Source organism: Lentzea jiangxiensis, from assembly GCF_900104175.1.
GTDB classification, from domain to species: domain Bacteria; phylum Actinomycetota; class Actinomycetes; order Mycobacteriales; family Pseudonocardiaceae; genus Lentzea; species Lentzea jiangxiensis.
The window spans coordinates 89,414-106,683 of the sequence record NZ_FNIX01000013.1 but is presented as its reverse complement, the minus strand read 5'-3'; the positions used below and the strand labels follow the sequence as shown (position 1 = coordinate 106,683).

Sequence of the window (17,270 nt, the reverse complement as noted above, 5' to 3'; positions counted from 1 at the left end):
GCCCGCATGAAGGCAACCGGAACCATCGAAGTGACGAGCTGGGACGAGAAGACCTGGGACGGCCGGTCGTACAAGGAGGTCGAGGGCCGCAAGCTCACCGAGGCGCACGTCCGGTTCTCGTACACGGGTGACGTCAGCGGTACCGGCAACTGCCGGTACCTCATGTACTACGGCGACGACGTGGCGTGGACAACCGCGATCGAGGAGGTCGTCACCGACGAGGGCACGCTGGTGCTGCGGCACGTCGGCGCCTACCGGTCCTCTGTGGAGGGAGCGACGGAGGTCGTCGACGGCACCGGGAGGTACCTGAACGCACGAGGTGCGCTCGTCGTCGACTGGGCGGAGGATGGCAGCGGCACCTACACCCTGGAGTACGAGGTCTGACGATGACCAACGCCCCCGTCTACGACGCGGCCAAGGCTCGGATCACCGCACTCGTCCGGGGTGCCGATCCGCTGACGCCCGTACCGGCGACGCCCGGCTGGTCGGTCAAGGACGTGGTGGCGCACCTCGCCGGCGGTCTGCGCGACTTCGCTGACCGCCGGTTCGACGGCGTGGAGTCCGGCGAGTGGGGCGAACGGCAGGTGCGCGACCGCCGCGACAACACGCTGCAGGACGCCTTCGCCGAGTGGGACGAGAACCTCGTGCGCGCGGCGGAGCTGTTCGACACCCCGATGGGCCCGGTCCTGGTGTCCGAGGTGGTCGCGCACGAGCACGACCTCCGCTCGGCGCTGGGCGTTCCCGGTGACCGGGGCGGCGTCGAGGTGCGGGCGGCGCTGGTGAGGCCGTTGCAGCAGCTCGACCAGCGGCTGCGCGAGAACGACGTGCCGGCGTTGCGGATCTCCCTGGAGCACGGCGACCGGGTGCTCGGCCACGGCGAACCGGCCGGGACGCTGCGGACGACGTCGTTCGAGCTGCTGCGGGCCATCGGCGGGCGGCGGTCGGCCGACCAGATCAAGGCGCTCGACTGGGACGGTGATCCGGACGTGTGGATCTCGTCGCTGGCTTGTCCGGACGGCACCGCGCGGAGCCGTTCGAGGAGTAGGGTCGCCGGTCGTGAGCGACTGGCTGGCGGACACGCGGACCTCCTACGACACCGTGGCGGCCAGCTACGCCGAACACACACGCGGCCTCCTGGACGGCCTCCCCCACCTGCGGGCGGCGCTGCGGCTGTTCGCGGAGGAGGTCAGCGGACCCGTCGCGGACGTCGGCTGCGGGCCCGGCACCACCACGGCGCTGCTCGCCGGGCTCGGCGTGGACGCGTTCGGGATCGACCTCTCCCCCGCGATGGTCGAGCTGGCCCGGCGCGACCACCCCGGGCTGCGGTTCGAGGTCGGGTCGATGACGGAACCGCTGCCCGGCCCGCTGGGCGGCGTCCTGTCGTGGTGGTCGTTGATCCACGTGCCGGACGAGCTCGTGCCCGTGGTCCTCTCGCACTTCCACCGGGCGTTGCGGCCGGACGGCCTGCTGCAGCTCGGTTTTCACGTCGGCGACCGGACGAACCTCAAGACGCGGGGCTACGGCGGGCATCCGATGAAGGTGCACGTCCACCTGCGACAGCCGGAGCGCGTGGCGGAGTGGCTGCGGGCCGCCGGGTTCACCGTGGAGGCGCGGTGGCTGCTCGGCGAGGACGGCGCGGTGCTGTTCGCACGGCGCGGGTGAGACCATTCGGCGGTGTCAGAGGAACAGACGTGCCAGCGGTGCGGTGAGATCGTGGAGCTGGACCAGGACGACTTCGAACTGTTCGAGCGGATGCACCCCGACTGCTTCCACTTCGCGTTCGAGCACGACCTGAACCGGCCGGGAATCACCGAGCAGGAGAACTGCGGCGACGAGGCCTGCCCCGTCGGAGCATGAGGAAGGGGGCGCACCCGCGGGTGCGCCCCCTTCACCGGTCCGGGATCAGCTGCTGTACGCCTCGAGCGGCGGGCAGGAGCAGACCAGGTTGCGGTCGCCCTTCGCGCCGTCGATGCGGCGGACGGGCGGCCAGATCTTCGGAGCCGCGGTGCCAGCCGGGTACACGGCCTCTTCGCGGGTGTACGGGTGGTTCCACTCGCCGACGGTCACGCTGGCCGCGGTGTGCGGGGCGTTGCGCAGCGGGTTGTCCTCCACCGGCCACTCGCCGGCGCCGACGCGGTCGATCTCGCGCTTGATGGCGATCATGGCGTCGATGAACCTGTCGATCTCGGCCAGGTCCTCGGACTCGGTCGGCTCGACCATCAGCGTGCCGGCGACCGGGAACGACATCGTCGGGGCGTGCAGGCCGTAGTCGGCGAGGCGCTTCGCGACGTCGTCCACCGTCACGCCGGTGGCCTTGGTGATCGGGCGCAGGTCGAGGATGCACTCGTGGGCGACGAAGCCGCCCTCACCGGTGTAGAGGACCGGGTAGTGCTCGTCCAGGCGACGGGCCACGTAGTTCGCGGCGGCCACGGCGGTCAGGGTCGCGCGGCGCAGGCCGTCGCCGCCCATCATGCGCACGTAGGCCCACGAGATCGGCAGGATCGACGCGGAACCCCACGGGGCGCCCGAGATCGGGCCGACACCGGTGGCCGGTCCCGCCGTCGGCTGCAGCGGGTGGTTCGGCAGGAACGGCGCGAGGTGGGACTTCACCCCGATCGGGCCGACGCCGGGACCACCGCCGCCGTGCGGGATGCAGAACGTCTTGTGCAGGTTCAGGTGCGAGACGTCCGAACCGAACTTGCCGTAGCGGGCCAGGCCGATCAGGGCGTTGAGGTTCGCGCCGTCGACGTACACCTGGCCACCCGCGTCGTGGACCAGGCCGCAGACCTCGCGGACGGTGTCCTCGTACACGCCGTGGGTCGACGGGTAGGTGATCATGATCGCGGCCAGGTCGTCCGCGTGCTCCGCGACCGTCTGGCGCAGGTGGCCCATGTCGATGTTGCCCTTGTCGTCGCACTTGACGACGACGACGCGCATGCCGGCCATGACGGCGGACGCGGCGTTCGTGCCGTGGGCGGACGACGGGATCAGGCAGACGTCGCGGTCGGCGTTGCCGTTCGCGCGGTGGTAGGCGCGGATCGCCAGCAGACCGGCGAACTCACCCTGCGACCCGGCGTTCGGCTGCAGCGAGACGGCGTCGTAGCCGGTGACCTCGGCGAGCCAGGCCTCCAGGTCCGACACGATCTTCAGCAGACCGGCGGCGTCCTCGGCCGGGGCGAACGGGTGCAGCGTCGAGAACTCCGGCCACGTGATGGACTCCATCTCCGCGGTGGCGTTGAGCTTCATCGTGCAGGAGCCGAGCGGGATCATGCTGCGGTCCAGTGCGACGTCCTTGTCGGACAGCGCGCGCAGGTAGCGCAGCAGCGCCGTCTCGGAGCGGTGCGAGTGGAAGACCGGGTGGGTCAGGTAGTCCGAGGTGCGGCGCAGGTCGGCCGGGATGCCGTCGGCGGTGTCGGCGTCGATCGCGTCCACATCGGACCCGGTGACGCCGAACGCCTCCCACACCGCGACGACGTGCGTACGCGTGGTCTTCTCGTCGCAGGCGATCGCGACGACGTCGGAGTCGACGAGCCGCAGGTTGATGCCGGCCTCGCGGGCCTTGGCCACGACGGCCGCGGCCTCACCGGGAACGCGGACCTCGACGGTGTCGAAGAACTCGCCGTGCACGACGTCCAGCCCGGCCTCGCACAGGCCCGTGGCGAGCACGGTGGCCAGGCGGTGCACGCGGGTCGCGATGGCGCGCAGGCCCTCGGGACCGTGGTAGACGGCGTACATGGAGGCGATCACGGCCAGCAGCACCTGCGCGGTGCAGATGTTCGACGTGGCCTTCTCACGGCGGATGTGCTGCTCACGCGTCTGCAGCGCGAGGCGGTAGGCCAGCGAGCCGTCGGCGTCGACGGAGACACCGACGAGACGGCCGGGAAGCTGGCGCTCCAGACCGGACCGGACGGCCATGTAGCCGGCGTGCGGGCCGCCGAAGCCGATCGGCACGCCGAAGCGCTGGGTGGTGCCGACGACGACGTCCGCGCCGATCTCACCGGGCGCGCGCAGCAGCGTCAGCGCCAGCAGGTCGGCGACGACGACGGCCTGCGCACCGGCGGCGTGGATCTCCTCGATGAGCGCCTTCTGGTCGCGCACCACACCGGACGCGCCGGGGTACGACAGCAGCACGCCGAAGAAGTCGCCGCCCAGGCCGAGGCCCTCGATGCCCTGCGACAGGTCGGCGACGACGATCTCGATGCCCAGCGGCTCGGCGCGCGTCTCGATGACGGCCAGCGTCTGCGGCAGCGTGTCGGCGTCGATGACGAACTTGTTCGACTTGGAGCGGCCGGCGCGGCGCACGAGGGTCATCGCCTCGGCGGCGGCGGTCGACTCGTCCAGCATGGACGCGTTCGCGACGGGCAGGCCCGTCAGGTCGCCGACCATCGTCTGGAAGTTCAGCAGGGCCTCCAGGCGGCCCTGGGAGATCTCCGGCTGGTACGGCGTGTACGCGGTGTACCAGGCGGGCGACTCCAGGACGTTGCGCAGGATCACGCCCGGCGTCACGGTGTCGTAGTAGCCGAGGCCGATCATCTGCGTCATCGGCCGGTTCCGCGACGCGAGCTCCCGCAGCTCCGCGAGCGCCTCGGTCTCGGTGGCCGGGGCGGGCAGGTCCAGCACGAGGTCGCGTTCGTGGATGGACGACGGCACCGCGTGCTGCGCCAGCTCCTCCAGCGATCCGACACCGATGACGTCGAGGATGCGCGCGAGCTCGGCGGGACGCGGACCGACGTGGCGGTCGGCGAACGGGGTGCCGTGCTCGAGAGCGGCGAGCGGAATGCGGTCCTGCGTCATCAAACGCCTCCGGGGCTGAGGGCACACGTGTCCTGGTGCCCTCCCCGCTCTGTCCGTACCCTTCAAGGGCGCCTGAGAGGTTCACCCGGTACGGGACCGGGCTTTCACCGTCGGCGGGATTCCCTTGCGGGGATCCACTTTCCAGAGGCGTCTCGCTCGGCGGTCCTGGATGCCTGAGAGGTTCCCGGGGAGGGACTTGCTCCTTCGGCGCCGGGTTCGAAGCCCGGTCTCTCCCGCCTGAGTTCAGCGACTACCCGGGAAGAATACCCGCAGGCAGCCCGCCCAGTCGCTAGAGACGCGACCTACGTCTCAACGGCGAGACCGGTGAGCGCCACCGCCAGCAGGTGCGCGGTGCCCACGACCGCGGGAGGCGCGCCGGACGGCCGCGGCCAGAACCGCGACCACCTGCGACGAAGGAGTGTGCGCCATGCCAGGGACGGACCCGTCCCCGGCGCTGCTGCCGACCGGCCACGGGGAGGCGCCGGTCGGCCATGGTCACCGGGCCGGTCAGCCGGTGGCGCGCTCGCGGCGGCGGCGGGTCAGCTCGTCCTCGGTCATCGGCGCGATCTCGACGCCGTCCGCGCGTTCGGCCGGGAACTCGTGGATCGTGCCGGAGATCTCGCGCATCGCACCGCTCACCGCGATGCCGAACACGCCCTGACCGCCCTGCAGCAGGTCCACGACCTCCTCCGGCGAGGTGCACTCGTAGACGGTCGTGCCGTCGGAGAAGAGCGTGATCTTCGCCAGGTCCTGCACGCCGCGCCGGCGCAGGTGGTCGACGGCGACGCGGATGTTCTGCAGCGAGACACCGGTGTCCAGGAGCCGCTTCACGACTTTCAGGACCAGGATGTCCTTGAACGAGTACAGCCTCTGGCTGCCCGAGCCGTGCGCCATCCGGACCGTCGGGGCGACGAGCCCGGTGCGGGCCCAGTAGTCGAGCTGCCGGTACGTGATGCCCGCGATCTGACACGCCGCGGGCCCCCGGTAGCCGACGAGCTCGTCCGGCAGCGAGGAGTCCGGGAACAGCTCACCCTGCAGCCCGGATCCGGCCCTCAAGGGCGCTTCCTCGACCACGCCTGCCTCCCCTCGGAACGGCCACGAAACTCATGACCGTCAAGCCACCGCGTCCACTCTCGTGAACCGGCGACGTCCACTCGAGTTCGACGGTAAGACCGCTCCGAGGGCAGGTCAACGCGACGCGCGGGGAGTGTCGACCCTCAACCTCAGGTGGAGAGTCATACCGTCACCCGATCCAGGACGTTCAAGTGACGTTTAGTGATCGTTTAGCGCTGATTTCCAGCGGAAAGTAGCCCACCTGAGTGATACGCGAGCGGAGCACGCCGACCCAAATGAGACAGACAGCGACGCAGGTCCGTTCGAGTGTCAGTGCCCGCGGCACCGCTCAGGTGTCGGCTCCGCGGAAGTCCTCCGGCGAGATCGAGTCGAGGAACTCGCGGAACTTCTCGACCTCGTCCTCCTGCTCGTCGGGGATGATCAGGCCGGCCTCGGCCAGCACCGACTCCTCGGCGTGGATCGGCACACCCACCCGCAACGCCAGCGCCACCGAGTCCGAGGGCCGTGCGGACACCCGCACGTCACCGTCGAACACGAGCTCGGCGAAGAACGTGCCCTCTTGCAGATCCGTGATGCGCACCTGTTCGAGGTTGCGGCCCAGCGCCCCGATGACGTCCTTGAGCAGGTCGTGCGTGAGCGGGCGGGCAGGACGGACGCCCTGCTGCTCGAGCGCGATCGCCGTGGCCTCAACGGAGCCGATCCAGATCGGCAGGTACCGCTCACCCTCGGTTTCGCGCAGAAGAAGGATCGGCTGGTTCTGGGGCAGCTCCACCCGCACGCCGACGACGCGCATTTCGCTCATCGGGCCTCGCCTCCCTCTGTTCGTTCGGGGACGACCCGGATCCACCCCCGAGCATCCCCCGGCGTACCTGTCCGACGCTACCCGCCAAGCGGGCCGAGTGCTCAACCGTTGCGGACAGATCGTGATCAAGACTGCACCCGGTCCCGCGGAGATCAGGACTGGCGCAGGCCGGCGTTCACCAGCAACGTGTGCAACGAGGTGAACAGGCCCGCCAATTCCCGCACCGTGCCGGGATCCGAGAAAGATTTCAGCAGGACCACCTCGTGGTCCGCTGCCGCGCGGACCGCGCGCAGGTGTTCGCGCTCGACGCCGAGCCCGGTCATCGTCCGGATCGTGCGGAGCGCGGTGATGTCGTCGGTGGTGAACCGGCCACCGGGGCCGGGGCGCAGCAGGCCGTCGCGCTCCAGCTGGGTCAGCTGGTCGGCGCTGAAGCCGGTCTGCGCCAGCAGCTCGGCCCGCGACACCGCGGTGGAGTCCACCGGGGCGGCGTCGAGCTGCTCGCGGATCACCTTGAGCGGCAGGTACCTGTCGCGTTGCGCGGACAGCACGAACCGCAGCCTCTCGACGTCCGCCGCGCTGAACTGGCGGTAGCCGGAGGCGGTGCGTGCCGGGCGGACCAGCCCCTCCGCTTCCAGGAAGCGGATCTTGGAGATGGTGACGTCGGGGAACTCGGGACGGAGCTGTGCGAGCACCGCCCCGATGCCGATCACCCCGCGCTGTGGCCGCCCGGCCGTCACGCGTCAGGCTCCCGCGGAGCCAGGACCCGTCAGGAAGACGAGGCGGAACTTGCCGATCTGGACCTCGTCGCCGTTCGCGAGGACGGCCTGGTCGACCGGCTCGCGGTTGACGTAGGTGCCGTTGAGGCTGCCGACGTCGATGACGACGAACTCGCCGCTCTCCCGGCGGAACTCGGCGTGGCGGCGCGAGACCGTCACGTCGTCCAGGAAGATGTCGCTGTCGGGGTGGCGCCCGGCGCTCGTCGTGTCTCGGTCCAGCAGGAACCGGGAACCGGCGTTCGGGCCGCGCTTCACCACGAGCAGCGCGGAACCGGCGGGAAGGGCGTCAACACCGGCAACGGCCGGCTCCTGTGCGGGCGCCTCGGCGCCGCCTTCCATCTCCTGGAGGAAGTCCGCCCGGAAGACGGAGGTCCGCTCCGGGGACTGCTCCGGCGGAACGCCTGGGCCGTCGTTCGTGCTCACCTGAGCTCTCCTCCTGCTGCTGGATCCGTCACTTCCGGTAAAACCTATCGCGTTGGGGTCACCGCCTTGCCCGCGGCTCCCCTTCCTGCCGAAGATCCGGCGAAAGATCGACGTCACTCCTTCTCCACCAAGGCCTTGTACCCGTCCGCGTCCAGCAGGCCCTCCACCGCCTCGGGGTCGCTCACGCGGATCTCGACCATCCAGCCCTCGCCGTACGGGTCGCTGTTCACCGAGTCGGGGGTCTGGACCAGGGCGTCGTTGATGGCGACGACCTCACCGTCGAGCGGCGAGTAGAGGTCCGACACGCTCTTGGTGGACTCGACCTCGCCGAACGTGTCCCCGGCGGCCACGGTGTGGCCGACCTCGGGCAGCTGGACGAAGACGACGTCACCGAGCTGTTCCTGGGCGTAGTCGGTGATGCCGACGCGCACTGTGTTCTCGCCGGCGGTGGCGACCCACTCGTGCTCCTCGGTGTAACGAAGCTCCTCGGGAATCAACTGACTGCGCTCCTCGTGCTGAACCTGTATGGGGTGATCTTTTCACGCGACCGCGCGGGGTGTGACCCGCAGGGCCAGGAAGAACTGGTAGACGTACAGCAGCGCCGACCACAGGTAGAGCGCTCCGCCCCAGGCCGTGAACGCGTAGGCGAACGGCAGGGCGACCTGCGCCCACGCCGAGTCGCCCTGCGCGAGGAGCAGCAGGGGGAAGGCGTACAGCAGGTTGAACGTCGCGGCCTTGCCCAGGTACGTGACCTCGAACGGGCCCCAGCCCCTCCCGCGCAGCACCAGCAGGCAGATCCCGACGACGACCTCACGTCCCACGAGCACCAGGGCGATCCACAGCGGGACGATGTCCCTGATCACGAACGCCAGCAGCGTGCAGAACACGTAGAGGCGGTCCGCGGCGGGGTCGAGCAGCGCGCCGAGGTTGCTCATCTGGTCGAGCCAGCGCGCGAGCTTGCCGTCGAGCCAGTCGGACAGCCCCGCGAAGACCAGGACGAGCAGCGCCCAGCCGTCCGCGCGGGGTCCGAGCAGCAGGTACAGGAAGAGCGGAACACCGGCCAGCCGCAGCACGCTGAGCAGGTTCGGAATCGTCAGCAGGCGATCAGCCGGGTCACGCACACCCGCACTCTAAACGAGTGACTGCGCAGGGGCTGCCGGATGGCGTCACGGCACGCGGTGCGACTGGTTGCGGGTGGTGCGGATCGTTCGGTTCGTACGGGTGAAAAGTCAGACTGTCCGTGTGAACGTCCAGCCGCGGCGCTGCATCTCGGCGCCGGTGATGGCGTGCGGGCGACCGCGGTCGTCACGGCCCACCCAGCGAGCGCGGGAACCTTCGAGCACGTAGGCGTGGCCCCGGCTCCACACCACGCTGCACGGCGTGGTCGGCAGCGCTGAACCGGACTTCTCGTCCTGCTGCGGTTCGGTCTCCATGGCGGTTCTCATCTCAGTCCCTCCGTGACATCAGGGATGTCGCGCACCGGGGCTCCGGCGTTATCCCTGGGAACGAATTCTGTCCGACTGTGGTTCAGAACACGTGTCCTCTCCGGGTCGGAAGCGTTGACTGGACCGAACGGCGCGCCGAGCTGTTCGGGTCCGAAGCGCAGCGGAAGCGCCGGTCCTTGCCTGTGCAACCGTTCGTCGTACGACGATGACCGCACAACGTCTGCCCGGGATCGGCTGGGCTTAACCTTCTGGCGTGAACCAGGTGAAATTCGGTCCCGAGCTCATCTCCCGTTTGATGGACCACCTGTGCTCACAGCTGTCCGGCTGTGAGGGGGTGGGCCTCAGCGTGTGGCCCGACGGAGAGCTGCTGCGCGCCACCGGAGCGGCGGTCGAGCTCGACCAGGTCCAGCTCGACAGCGGTGAGGGACCGCTCGTCGAGGCCTCGCGCGAGGAACGGCAGGTGTCCGGTCGCGTCCGCGACCTGGACGTCGTGGCGGTGCCGGGCAGCTGGGGCGACAGCGGCCCGGCGGTGCTGACGGTGTACCTGTCGCACTCGCCGGGGATCGACGACCTGAAGGCGATCGAGGAGATCGAGCCGCTCGTGGCGACGGCGGCCGCGGTGATCGAGTTCTGCGCGGGCGAGGTGCTGCGGGCCGACCAGATGGTGCGGATGGTGCAGCACCGCCGCTACATCGAGCAGGCCAAGGGCCTGGTGATGGGAGCGCGGCCGTGCCAGCCCGGTGAGGCGTTCGAACTGCTGGTCAGGGCCAGCCAGAACGCCAACGTGAAGCTGCGGGACGTGGCGACGGCACTGGTGCTGGTGGTCGGCGGGACGCTGGAGGACGACGCCGCTGAGGTCGCCGAACCGCCGCGTGCGGCGTTCGACGTGGCCGAGCGGCTTTGGGACGCGTTGCGTGTTTGAACCGACCATTGTCCGGGTATTGACCGCTCGACCTGTCCTGTCGAGCGGCCGCTCCCGTACGGTGGCCGCAGCGGTTGAGCCAGCAGCCGCACCGGGGCCGCTGCACGGCGGCTTCCTGTTATCGCGAGAGGGAGTACATCGGTGACTGTGCAGGACCCGCGAGCGGATCAGACCATCGAGCTGTCGGTGAGGCAGCCGGCGCCCGGTGTCACGGTTCTCGCCGTGTCCGGCGAGGTCGACATGGTGTCCGCGCCCACGCTGCGCGAGGCCTTGGTCAACGGCCTCGGCGACGGCGGCACCTTCGTCGTGGACATGACCGGCGTGACCTTCCTCGGTTCCGCGGGCTTGGCCGTGCTCGTGGAGGCCGCGCGTGTGGCTCAGCAGCACGAGGCGGCTCTCAAGGTCGTGGCCAAGGCGCGAGCCGTGACGCGTCCTCTGGAAGCCACGGGACTCGGTGAGGTGCTGAGCCTGCACCAGACGGTCGAGGAGGCCCTCGCCTAGACGGTCCGGACGGTCAGGCGGTTGCCCGCGGACCGCAGAGCGTCGGCGACCGCGCGGAGGGCCTGCTCCACCCCGCTCCTCTCGTCGCCGAGCCCGCTGAGGTCGATGGTCAGCGGCACGGTGCCACCCCGCGCGGCCGCGATCAGCGTCCGGCGCAGGAACGGGCCGGCCTCGCGGGGTACGTTCCCGCGCACCACCGCTACCACGCCGGAGGAGGTCTCGTGGACCTGCACGTCGCATTCGGACGAGGCCCGGGCCGCGGGAACCACGGGCGAACGCCCCCGGCGCAGCCGCACGGTCGTACCGCTCGCACTGCGCCGGATCTCGACCTCGTCCACGCTCTCCCGCATGAGCAGGAGACCTCGGCCGCGCATCGTCAGCGCCGGCGGTGGCACGCGCCACTGCCCGTCGTCGGTGACGTCGACCTCGACGGACCCGTCCGGGTCCACCCGCGCCCGCACTTCCACGGTGCCGCGGGCGGAACCAGGAAAAGCGTGCTCGACGGAGTTGTTGACCGCTTCGCTGACCGCGAGAACGAGGTCGTTCGCCTCGTCCTCGGAAAGGCCTCCGCTCCGCAGCCAATCGCGCAGCCGGTGCCTCACGGACACCACCTCGTGTGCGTCCGCGGGAAAGCGGAGGGCGAGAATGTCTTGGTGCACCAGCACAACGCCCCTCCCTGGTGATCTCATCGTGCTTCAGCAGGTGTTTTCCCGGGGAAGGGCATTACTACACGTGTGAATTGAGAACGTTTCGGGTACGGCAATGACGTGCCGACCTTCAGAAGAACGGACTACGAGGTGGCTGTGACTCAATTGTCAGGGGTCGAACTCCGGATGGCCGCGGATCCCACGCAGCTGTCCATCGCACGGGCGGTCGCGGCTGACATCGCGATGCGGCAGGACTTCGACCTCGACTCGATCGAGGACCTGAAGCTCGCCGTCGACGAGACGTGTTCGACGTTGATCACGCTGGCGGCGCACGACGCCGTCCTGAGCTGCCACTTCGACGTGGACGCCAAGGGCGCCGTCCACGTCTCGGCGAAGGTCTCCGCGAAGTCCGCGGCCGGGCCCGACGAGGCCAGCTTCGGCTGGCGTGTGCTGACCGCGCTCGTCGACTCCGTGCAGACGCGGGTCGAGGAGACCGAAGGGTTCGTGGTCCACATCGGCCTCGTGAAGTCCACGGCAGGGGCGGTGGATGCGTGACCGGGGCGGAAGAGGCGACCAAGATCGAGGACGCCAGAGGCGAGGACACCAAGACCGAGGAGACGAAGTCCTCCAGGTCCGGTGACTACGACCACCTGGCGCCGCTGTTCGCCGAGCTCGCGCAGACCCCCGCCGGTCCCGCGCGCGACACGCTGCGGGACAGGCTCGTCACCGAGCACCTGCCGGTCGCCCAGCACATCGCCCGCAGGTTCGGCCACCGCGGCGAACCGCACGAGGACCTCGTGCAGGTGGCGACGGTCGGCCTGATCAACGCGGTCGACCGGTTCGACCCGGAACGCGGCAGCGACTTCCTGTCGTTCGCGGTGCCGACGATCATGGGTGAGGTGCGGAAGTACTTCCGCGACTCCAGCTGGTCGGTCCGGATGCCGCGCCGGCTGAAGGAACTGCACCTGGCGATCAACGCGGGCACCTCGCGCCTGTCGCAGTCGCTGGGCCGCGCGCCCACGCCGTCGGAGCTGGCCGAGCACCTGGGCCTGTCCCGCGAGGAGATCCACGAGGGTCTCGCCGCGGGCAACGCCTACCAGAGCGCGTCACTCGACGACATGCTCATGTCGGAGGACTCGTCGATCTCCCTCGGCAGCACCATCGGCGAGGAAGACCCCGAGATCGCGATGATCGAGCAACGCGAGGCGCTGCACCCGTTGCTGGAGAAGCTGCCCGAGCGCGAACGCAAGATCGTGATCATGCGCTTCTTCGGCAACATGACCCAGACGCAGATCGCGCAGAAGGTCGGCATCTCCCAGATGCACGTCTCGCGTTTGCTCGCGAAGACGCTGCGTCAGCTCAGGGACGTGCTGGAGGAGTAAGCACGGACACGGCGCCGGGCCGCGGAAACGATCTGGCGCCGCTCGTCCTCCCCCATGCCGCCCCACACGCCGTACGGCTCTTGAGCCTCAAGCGCGTGGGCGCGGCATTGCTGCAAGACGGGGCAGTGGCCGCAGATGGCCTTCGCCTTCTCCTCCCGCGCCGCCCGCGCGTACCCGCGCTCGTTGTCGGGGTGGAAGAAGACGGCGCTGTTCTGCCCGCGGCACAGTCCTTCCATCTGCCAGTCCCACACCTCGGTGACCGGCTTGGGCAGGCGGGTGGTGCAGGTCATCGCGACTCCCTGAGGACTGGGGGGAAAGAGTTGCGATCACTGCGTACCTCTGCATGCCCGGGGATAAACCTGTTACAACCTTTCGGGTGCCCCGATACCCAGCAACGACAAACCCAGCGTGAGCACGCGTGAAGTCAGCGTGAGCAGGTGCAGCCGGGAGTCCTGCAACTCCCGCGGTTCCGCCGTCGCCACCGGGCACTGGTTGTAGAACGTCGAGAACGCCGTGGCCGTCTCGAACAGGTAGTTCGTGAGCTTGTGCGGCGCGAACTCGTCGATGGCCGCCTGGAAGGCCGTGGGCAGCTGCAACAGCTTCAGCGCGAGGTCCCGCTCGGCCTGCTCCCGCAGCACCAGCGGAGCGTCCGCGGGAGCCTCACGCCCGACCTTGCGCCCGATGGACAGGATCCGGGCGTTCGCGTACTGGATGTAGACCGACGTGTCACCGGTCGTCGCGAGCATCTTCTCCCAGGTGAAGACGTAGTCCTTCTCCCGGTCGTTGGAGAGGTCCGCGTACTTGACGGCCCCGAGCCCGATGGTGCGGGCGAGCGCGTCCTTCTCCTCACCCTCCACTTCGGACGTCTCGGGCATCACCTTGTAGGAGTTCTCGACGGCCTCGGTCAGCAGGTCGATCAACTTGATCGTCCCGCCGGCCCTGGTGCGGATCGTCTTCCCGTCAGACCCCAGGATCGTGCCGAACCCGGTGTGCACCGCCGTGTGCGCGTCGTCGAGCCACCCCGCCTGCCGGGACGTGGCGAAGATCATCTGGAAGTGCTGCGCCTGCGGCGTCCCGACGACGTAGACCAGGTCGTCGACCTCCCGCTCCCGCACCCAGTACCGCACCGTCGCGAAGTCCGTGGTGGCGTAGCCGTACCCGCCGTCGCTCTTGCGCACGATCAGGGGCAGCCGGTCGCCCTCGCGGTTGGTGAACCCCGGCGGGAACACGCACAGGGCACCGTCGCTGGTCTCGATGAGACCCTTCTGCTGCAACTCGGTGATCGTGTCGGCGAGGTAGGGGTTGTAGAAGCTCTCCCCGTAATTGTCGGCGGCCGACAACCCGATCCCGAGCATCTCGTAGACCTGGTTGAAGTGCCGCTGCGACTCCCCCACCAGCTCGTGCCACAGCTCGAGCGTCGCCTCGTCGCCGCCCTGCAGCAACACGACCCGGCGCCGCGCCCGGTCCGCGAACCCCGGCTCGTTGTCGAACTTCTGCCGGGCCTGCTGGTAGAACGCGTTGAGGTCGCCGATCTCGTGGTCGGCGCCGTGCCCGAGGTCCGTGAGGTGCTCGATCAGCATCCCGAACGGCGTCCCCCAGTCACCGAGGTGGTTGTGCGGGATCACCTCGTGCCCGGCGAAGGTCAGCAGCCGGCAGAACGCGTCGCCGATGATCGTCGAACGCAGGTGCCCGACGTGCATCTCCTTGGCGACGTTCGGGCTGCTGTAGTCGATGGCGATCCGCCGGGGCCGCTCGACCCGAGGCACGCCGAGCCGTTCGTCGGCCAGCAACCGCGCCGCCTGCGCCTCCAGCCACTCGCGCCTGAGCTTGAGGTTGATGAAGCCGGGCCCCGCGATCTCCGGCGTCTCCAGCACGTCGTCGGCGTCGAGGTGCTCGACGATCGACGCCGCCACCTCGCGGGGGTTCTTCCCGACCTTCTTGGCGAGGCTCATCGCCACGTTGCACTGGTAGTCGGCACCGTCGCGGTGGGACGGTCGGATCAGCGCTTCCTCCGCGGTGATGTCCACGTCCAGGGCGGCGCGCAACGCCCGCGCGACCCGCTGTCCCAGCTCAAGCCCGACATCTCCACGCAGCACTGAACCCACCTCTCGACAGCTGGCTAGTTCACCCGAGTATTTCACCAGCGCCGAGCCGGGTACCAACCGCCCGCTCCGCCCCCGCTGCGACGCGAGCCCCGGACGAAGGCGGAGCCGAGCGGCTCACCACCGCCCCAGCAACAGCGCCCCGCCACCCACCAACGCGGCCGTGCTCACGACCCCGAACAGCAGCACCCACCCCAGGGCCGGCACCCCGGTCAGCCAGGCCAGCTGATCGGCGTCGGACCGGGGAGCCTGCCGCCGCCACCTCTTGACCTGCAGCTCCCACACCGGCCGGACCCCGCCCAGCAGCAGGAACCAGGCGAACACGTAGGCAGCGACATCCCGGGTCTCCGCGGAGGCGTGGAACGAGACGACCAGGAACGCCCCGCCGGTGAGGATGATCGACAGCACCCCGAACACGTTGCGGATCATCACGAGCATCGCGGCCAGGAACCCGATGGAGATCCACAACATCAGCTGGACCTGCTCGTTGGTGATCAGCAACGCCGCCCCGAACCCGAGCGACGACGGCGCGACGTACCCGGCGAGAGCCGTCAGCACCATCCCCGGTCCCCGGGGCTTCCCGCGGGACACGGTCAGCCCGGACGTGTCGGAGTGCAGCTTGATCCCGCTCAACCGCCGCCCGGTCAGCACGGCCAGCAGCGCGTGCCCGCCCTCGTGGGCGATCGTGATGACGTTGCGGGTGATCCGCCAGATCCCGTGCACCGCAACGGCCAGGAAGGCGGCGGCCGCGGTTCCCCACGTGATCAGCACTTCGCCGGTCAGCAACTCGGAAGGCATCGCGACATGGAAACAGACGCGTCGTGAGAGCCGCATGTGGGCTCTCACGACGCGTCTGTTCCGGACGGGGGGGTTGTCCGGCTGTCACACTCGAATGCTCGACCGGCTCAGTGCTTGATCCTGTTCTTGCTCACCCGCTCGGTCTTCGGGTCGACCACGGCCTGCTCCTTGGTGACCGGCTCGGCACCCCGGGGCCCGGTCGGGATCGGCTCGGTGATGGCCGTGCTGGTCCGCCTGCTCACGGCGGGGTCCGTCGGCTCGACGTGCGGCGAACCGTCGCGGTCACCGCGGAGCTCCCGCGAGCGCTGCTCGGGCAGCACGGGCTCCTCGTCCTCGACCAGCTTGCGGCGCGCGGGCATGACCGCGAGCAGCAGTCCGAACAGTGCGATGCCGAGGTGCAGCCAGTTGTCGTTGGTGTTGACCGCCAACGGGTTGCCGTACTGCTCCACCGGGTTCCTGGCGAGGAATCCCGTGATCATCAGGTCCCACACGAAGAGCGCCGCGAAGCCGGCGAACAGCAGCCAGCCGTACAGCCTCGCGAGGCCCGAACCGAGAGCCATGAGCAGACCGAGCACGCCGACGGCCACGAGCACCGTGTTGTGCAACGGGTTCACCGAGAACCCGAGCACGTGGGACTGGGCGGCCCAGTCGCCGACCCCGGTGCGGGTGAAACCCACGACACCGAACACGATGAACGCGATACCGGCCAGTCCGGCCAGCACCTGCACCGGCTGCAGACCGGCGACCTTGATGCGGTGGGTCATGTCGCCCTCCAGGCTCCGTTTCTGTCGCACGGCGGCTGACTACCCGGCCCTCACAGCGACCAAACAGGCCGGAGACACGCCGACGTGCTCCTGCGGAATGGACAACGCTGTCAGACGCGACTCTTGCGCCCGATTCCCGCATGCGCGCCCGGCACGACGCACGGTGCCTCGGCCGACAGCCCCTCCAGGAGCTGCTCGACCGGGGAGGGGTGCGACACCACGAGGAACCCGCCGACGGGCAGCGCGTGCCGGTACCGCCGCACGACGCGGCCCGGTCCGGTCGCGTCGTCGACGTAGCGCAGGACGTCGACCATGAGCACGGCGTAGGGCTCGCGCAGGTCGAGCTGGGACACCACACCCGGATGCCGCAGCACCTGGTCGGGCCGGCGCAGGTCCGCCTCGACCGCGCACGCCCGCGGTTCGCCGCGCAGCAGCCCGCGCGAGAACGCGACCGTCACCGGGTCGGAGTCGACGTAGACGACGCGGGCCTCGGGCAGCGTCTGGTGCGTGGCGCCGCACGTCGGGATGCCCGACCCGAGGTCGAGGAACTGGCGCACGCCCGCCTCCCAGCAGTGGCGCACGGCGTGGCGCAGGAACGTCCGCTGCGCCCGCGTCACGAGCGGCAGCCCCGGGTCGATCCGGACGGCCTGTTTGGCGAACGCCCGGTCGGCGGCGTAGTTGTGCGCGCCGCCCAGGTAGAAGTCATGGATCCGCGCGGCGTTCGGCCGACGTACGTCGACCTCGTAGCGTGCGAAGGCGGGGACCGCGGCCATTTGCAGAGCGTAACTGGCGCCTAGACCATTCGGGCGAAGTTTTCGAAGATTCTTTGGGTCCGTCTGA

21 protein-coding genes, 1 pseudogene and 2 riboswitches are annotated in these 17,270 nt (G+C 69.7%); of the genes and pseudogenes, 8 read left to right on the top strand and 14 right to left on the bottom strand.

The window, feature by feature from the left end:
- The first annotated feature begins 6 nt into the window (after window positions 1-6).
- The 4 genes and pseudogenes from BLQ91_RS27875 (at window position 7) to BLQ91_RS27860 (ending at window position 1,857) form a co-directional block, all read left to right on the top strand.
- Entirely contained in the window at window positions 7-384 is a 378-nt protein-coding gene (locus BLQ91_RS27875; protein ID WP_090101383.1) for a DUF3224 domain-containing protein, read from the top strand.
- A gap of 2 nt (window positions 385-386) precedes the next feature.
- Window positions 387-878, top strand: a pseudogene (locus BLQ91_RS27870) (maleylpyruvate isomerase N-terminal domain-containing protein); the annotation flags it as partial.
- A 178-nt stretch (window positions 879-1,056) separates the two neighbouring features.
- A complete protein-coding gene (locus BLQ91_RS27865; RefSeq protein WP_090101382.1) occupies window positions 1,057-1,662 on the top strand; it encodes a class I SAM-dependent DNA methyltransferase in 606 nt (201 codons plus the stop codon).
- Between the two features lie 12 nt (window positions 1,663-1,674).
- Window positions 1,675-1,857, top strand: coding sequence for a hypothetical protein (locus tag BLQ91_RS27860; protein WP_090101380.1), 183 nt, complete (start codon window positions 1,675-1,677; stop codon window positions 1,855-1,857).
- A gap of 45 nt (window positions 1,858-1,902) precedes the next feature.
- Here BLQ91_RS27860 and gcvP read toward each other — a convergent pair whose 3' ends face one another.
- The 8 genes from gcvP to BLQ91_RS27820 form a co-directional block, all read right to left on the bottom strand.
- On the bottom strand, window positions 1,903-4,794 hold the full coding sequence (gcvP, locus tag BLQ91_RS27855) for an aminomethyl-transferring glycine dehydrogenase (protein WP_090101378.1): 2,892 nt from the start codon (window positions 4,792-4,794) through the stop codon (window positions 1,903-1,905).
- A gap of 47 nt (window positions 4,795-4,841) precedes the next feature.
- A riboswitch (glycine riboswitch) is annotated at window positions 4,842-4,941 on the bottom strand.
- Window positions 4,942-4,944: 3 nt separating this feature from the next.
- Window positions 4,945-5,040, bottom strand: a riboswitch (glycine riboswitch).
- Between the two features lie 261 nt (window positions 5,041-5,301).
- The gene (locus BLQ91_RS27850; RefSeq protein ID WP_090101376.1) at window positions 5,302-5,868 is read right to left on the bottom strand and encodes a MerR family transcriptional regulator; all 567 of its coding nucleotides are present in this window, start codon (window positions 5,866-5,868) and stop codon (window positions 5,302-5,304) included.
- Window positions 5,869-6,196: 328 nt separating this feature from the next.
- A complete protein-coding gene (locus BLQ91_RS27845; RefSeq protein ID WP_030476304.1) occupies window positions 6,197-6,670 on the bottom strand; it encodes a bifunctional nuclease family protein in 474 nt (157 codons plus the stop codon).
- Between the two features lie 152 nt (window positions 6,671-6,822).
- Complete coding sequence (locus BLQ91_RS27840) at window positions 6,823-7,377, bottom strand: MerR family transcriptional regulator (RefSeq protein WP_090101614.1); 555 nt, start codon at window positions 7,375-7,377, stop codon at window positions 6,823-6,825.
- A 33-nt stretch (window positions 7,378-7,410) separates the two neighbouring features.
- A complete protein-coding gene (gene garA / locus BLQ91_RS27835) occupies window positions 7,411-7,869 on the bottom strand; it encodes a glycogen accumulation regulator GarA (protein ID WP_030476302.1) in 459 nt (152 codons plus the stop codon).
- 113 nt (window positions 7,870-7,982) lie between these two features.
- Window positions 7,983-8,366: a glycine cleavage system protein GcvH gene (gene gcvH, locus BLQ91_RS27830; protein WP_090101373.1), complete on the bottom strand. Its 384-nt coding sequence runs from the start codon at window positions 8,364-8,366 to the stop codon at window positions 7,983-7,985.
- Between the two features lie 42 nt (window positions 8,367-8,408).
- Window positions 8,409-8,990: a cardiolipin synthase ClsA gene (gene clsA / locus BLQ91_RS27825; RefSeq protein WP_090101371.1), complete on the bottom strand. Its 582-nt coding sequence runs from the start codon at window positions 8,988-8,990 to the stop codon at window positions 8,409-8,411.
- Between the two features lie 108 nt (window positions 8,991-9,098).
- Window positions 9,099-9,314 (bottom strand): hypothetical protein, encoded by a 216-nt coding sequence (locus tag BLQ91_RS27820; protein ID WP_090101369.1) that lies wholly within the window; start codon window positions 9,312-9,314, stop codon window positions 9,099-9,101.
- Between the two features lie 253 nt (window positions 9,315-9,567).
- On the opposite strand from BLQ91_RS27820, the gene BLQ91_RS42900 reads away from it, so the two are divergent.
- Window positions 9,568-10,236, top strand: a complete 669-nt coding sequence (locus tag BLQ91_RS42900) for an ANTAR domain-containing protein (RefSeq protein ID WP_143022843.1) — start codon at window positions 9,568-9,570, stop codon at window positions 10,234-10,236.
- 141 nt (window positions 10,237-10,377) lie between these two features.
- Window positions 10,378-10,737: an STAS domain-containing protein gene (locus tag BLQ91_RS27810; protein WP_245733845.1), complete on the top strand. Its 360-nt coding sequence runs from the start codon at window positions 10,378-10,380 to the stop codon at window positions 10,735-10,737.
- Here the strand turns inward: BLQ91_RS27810 and BLQ91_RS27805 are convergent.
- Window positions 10,734-11,426 (bottom strand): ATP-binding protein, encoded by a 693-nt coding sequence (locus BLQ91_RS27805; RefSeq protein ID WP_090101367.1) that lies wholly within the window; start codon window positions 11,424-11,426, stop codon window positions 10,734-10,736. The genes BLQ91_RS27810 and BLQ91_RS27805 overlap by 4 nt on opposite strands.
- 144 nt (window positions 11,427-11,570) lie before the next feature.
- Here BLQ91_RS27805 and BLQ91_RS27800 point away from each other — a divergent pair, with 144 nt between their 5' ends.
- The gene (locus tag BLQ91_RS27800; RefSeq protein WP_240010175.1) at window positions 11,571-11,939 is read left to right on the top strand and encodes an ATP-binding protein; all 369 of its coding nucleotides are present in this window, start codon (window positions 11,571-11,573) and stop codon (window positions 11,937-11,939) included.
- Between the two features lie 23 nt (window positions 11,940-11,962).
- On the top strand, window positions 11,963-12,766 hold the full coding sequence (locus tag BLQ91_RS27795) for a SigB/SigF/SigG family RNA polymerase sigma factor (RefSeq protein WP_090101609.1): 804 nt from the start codon (window positions 11,963-11,965) through the stop codon (window positions 12,764-12,766).
- Here BLQ91_RS27795 and BLQ91_RS27790 read toward each other — a convergent pair.
- The 5 genes from BLQ91_RS27790 to BLQ91_RS27770 all read right to left on the bottom strand — a co-directional run bounded on the left by BLQ91_RS27790 (window position 12,739) and on the right by BLQ91_RS27770 (window position 17,203).
- Complete coding sequence (locus BLQ91_RS27790; RefSeq protein WP_090101363.1) at window positions 12,739-13,056, bottom strand: WhiB family transcriptional regulator; 318 nt, start codon at window positions 13,054-13,056, stop codon at window positions 12,739-12,741. The genes BLQ91_RS27795 and BLQ91_RS27790 overlap by 28 nt on opposite strands.
- A 72-nt stretch (window positions 13,057-13,128) precedes the next feature.
- Complete coding sequence (gene argS / locus BLQ91_RS27785) at window positions 13,129-14,862, bottom strand: arginine--tRNA ligase (RefSeq protein WP_090101361.1); 1,734 nt, start codon at window positions 14,860-14,862, stop codon at window positions 13,129-13,131.
- Between the two features lie 123 nt (window positions 14,863-14,985).
- The gene (locus BLQ91_RS27780) at window positions 14,986-15,666 is read right to left on the bottom strand and encodes a M50 family metallopeptidase (RefSeq protein WP_218130437.1); all 681 of its coding nucleotides are present in this window, start codon (window positions 15,664-15,666) and stop codon (window positions 14,986-14,988) included.
- A 107-nt stretch (window positions 15,667-15,773) separates the two neighbouring features.
- Window positions 15,774-16,430, bottom strand: coding sequence for a DUF4383 domain-containing protein (locus BLQ91_RS27775; RefSeq protein WP_090101607.1), 657 nt, complete (start codon window positions 16,428-16,430; stop codon window positions 15,774-15,776).
- 110 nt (window positions 16,431-16,540) lie between these two features.
- Window positions 16,541-17,203 carry an SAM-dependent methyltransferase gene (locus BLQ91_RS27770; RefSeq protein ID WP_090101356.1) on the bottom strand — a complete coding sequence of 221 codons (663 nt, stop codon included), beginning with the start codon at window positions 17,201-17,203 and terminating at the stop codon, window positions 16,541-16,543.
- Window positions 17,204-17,270: the final 67 nt, after the last annotated feature.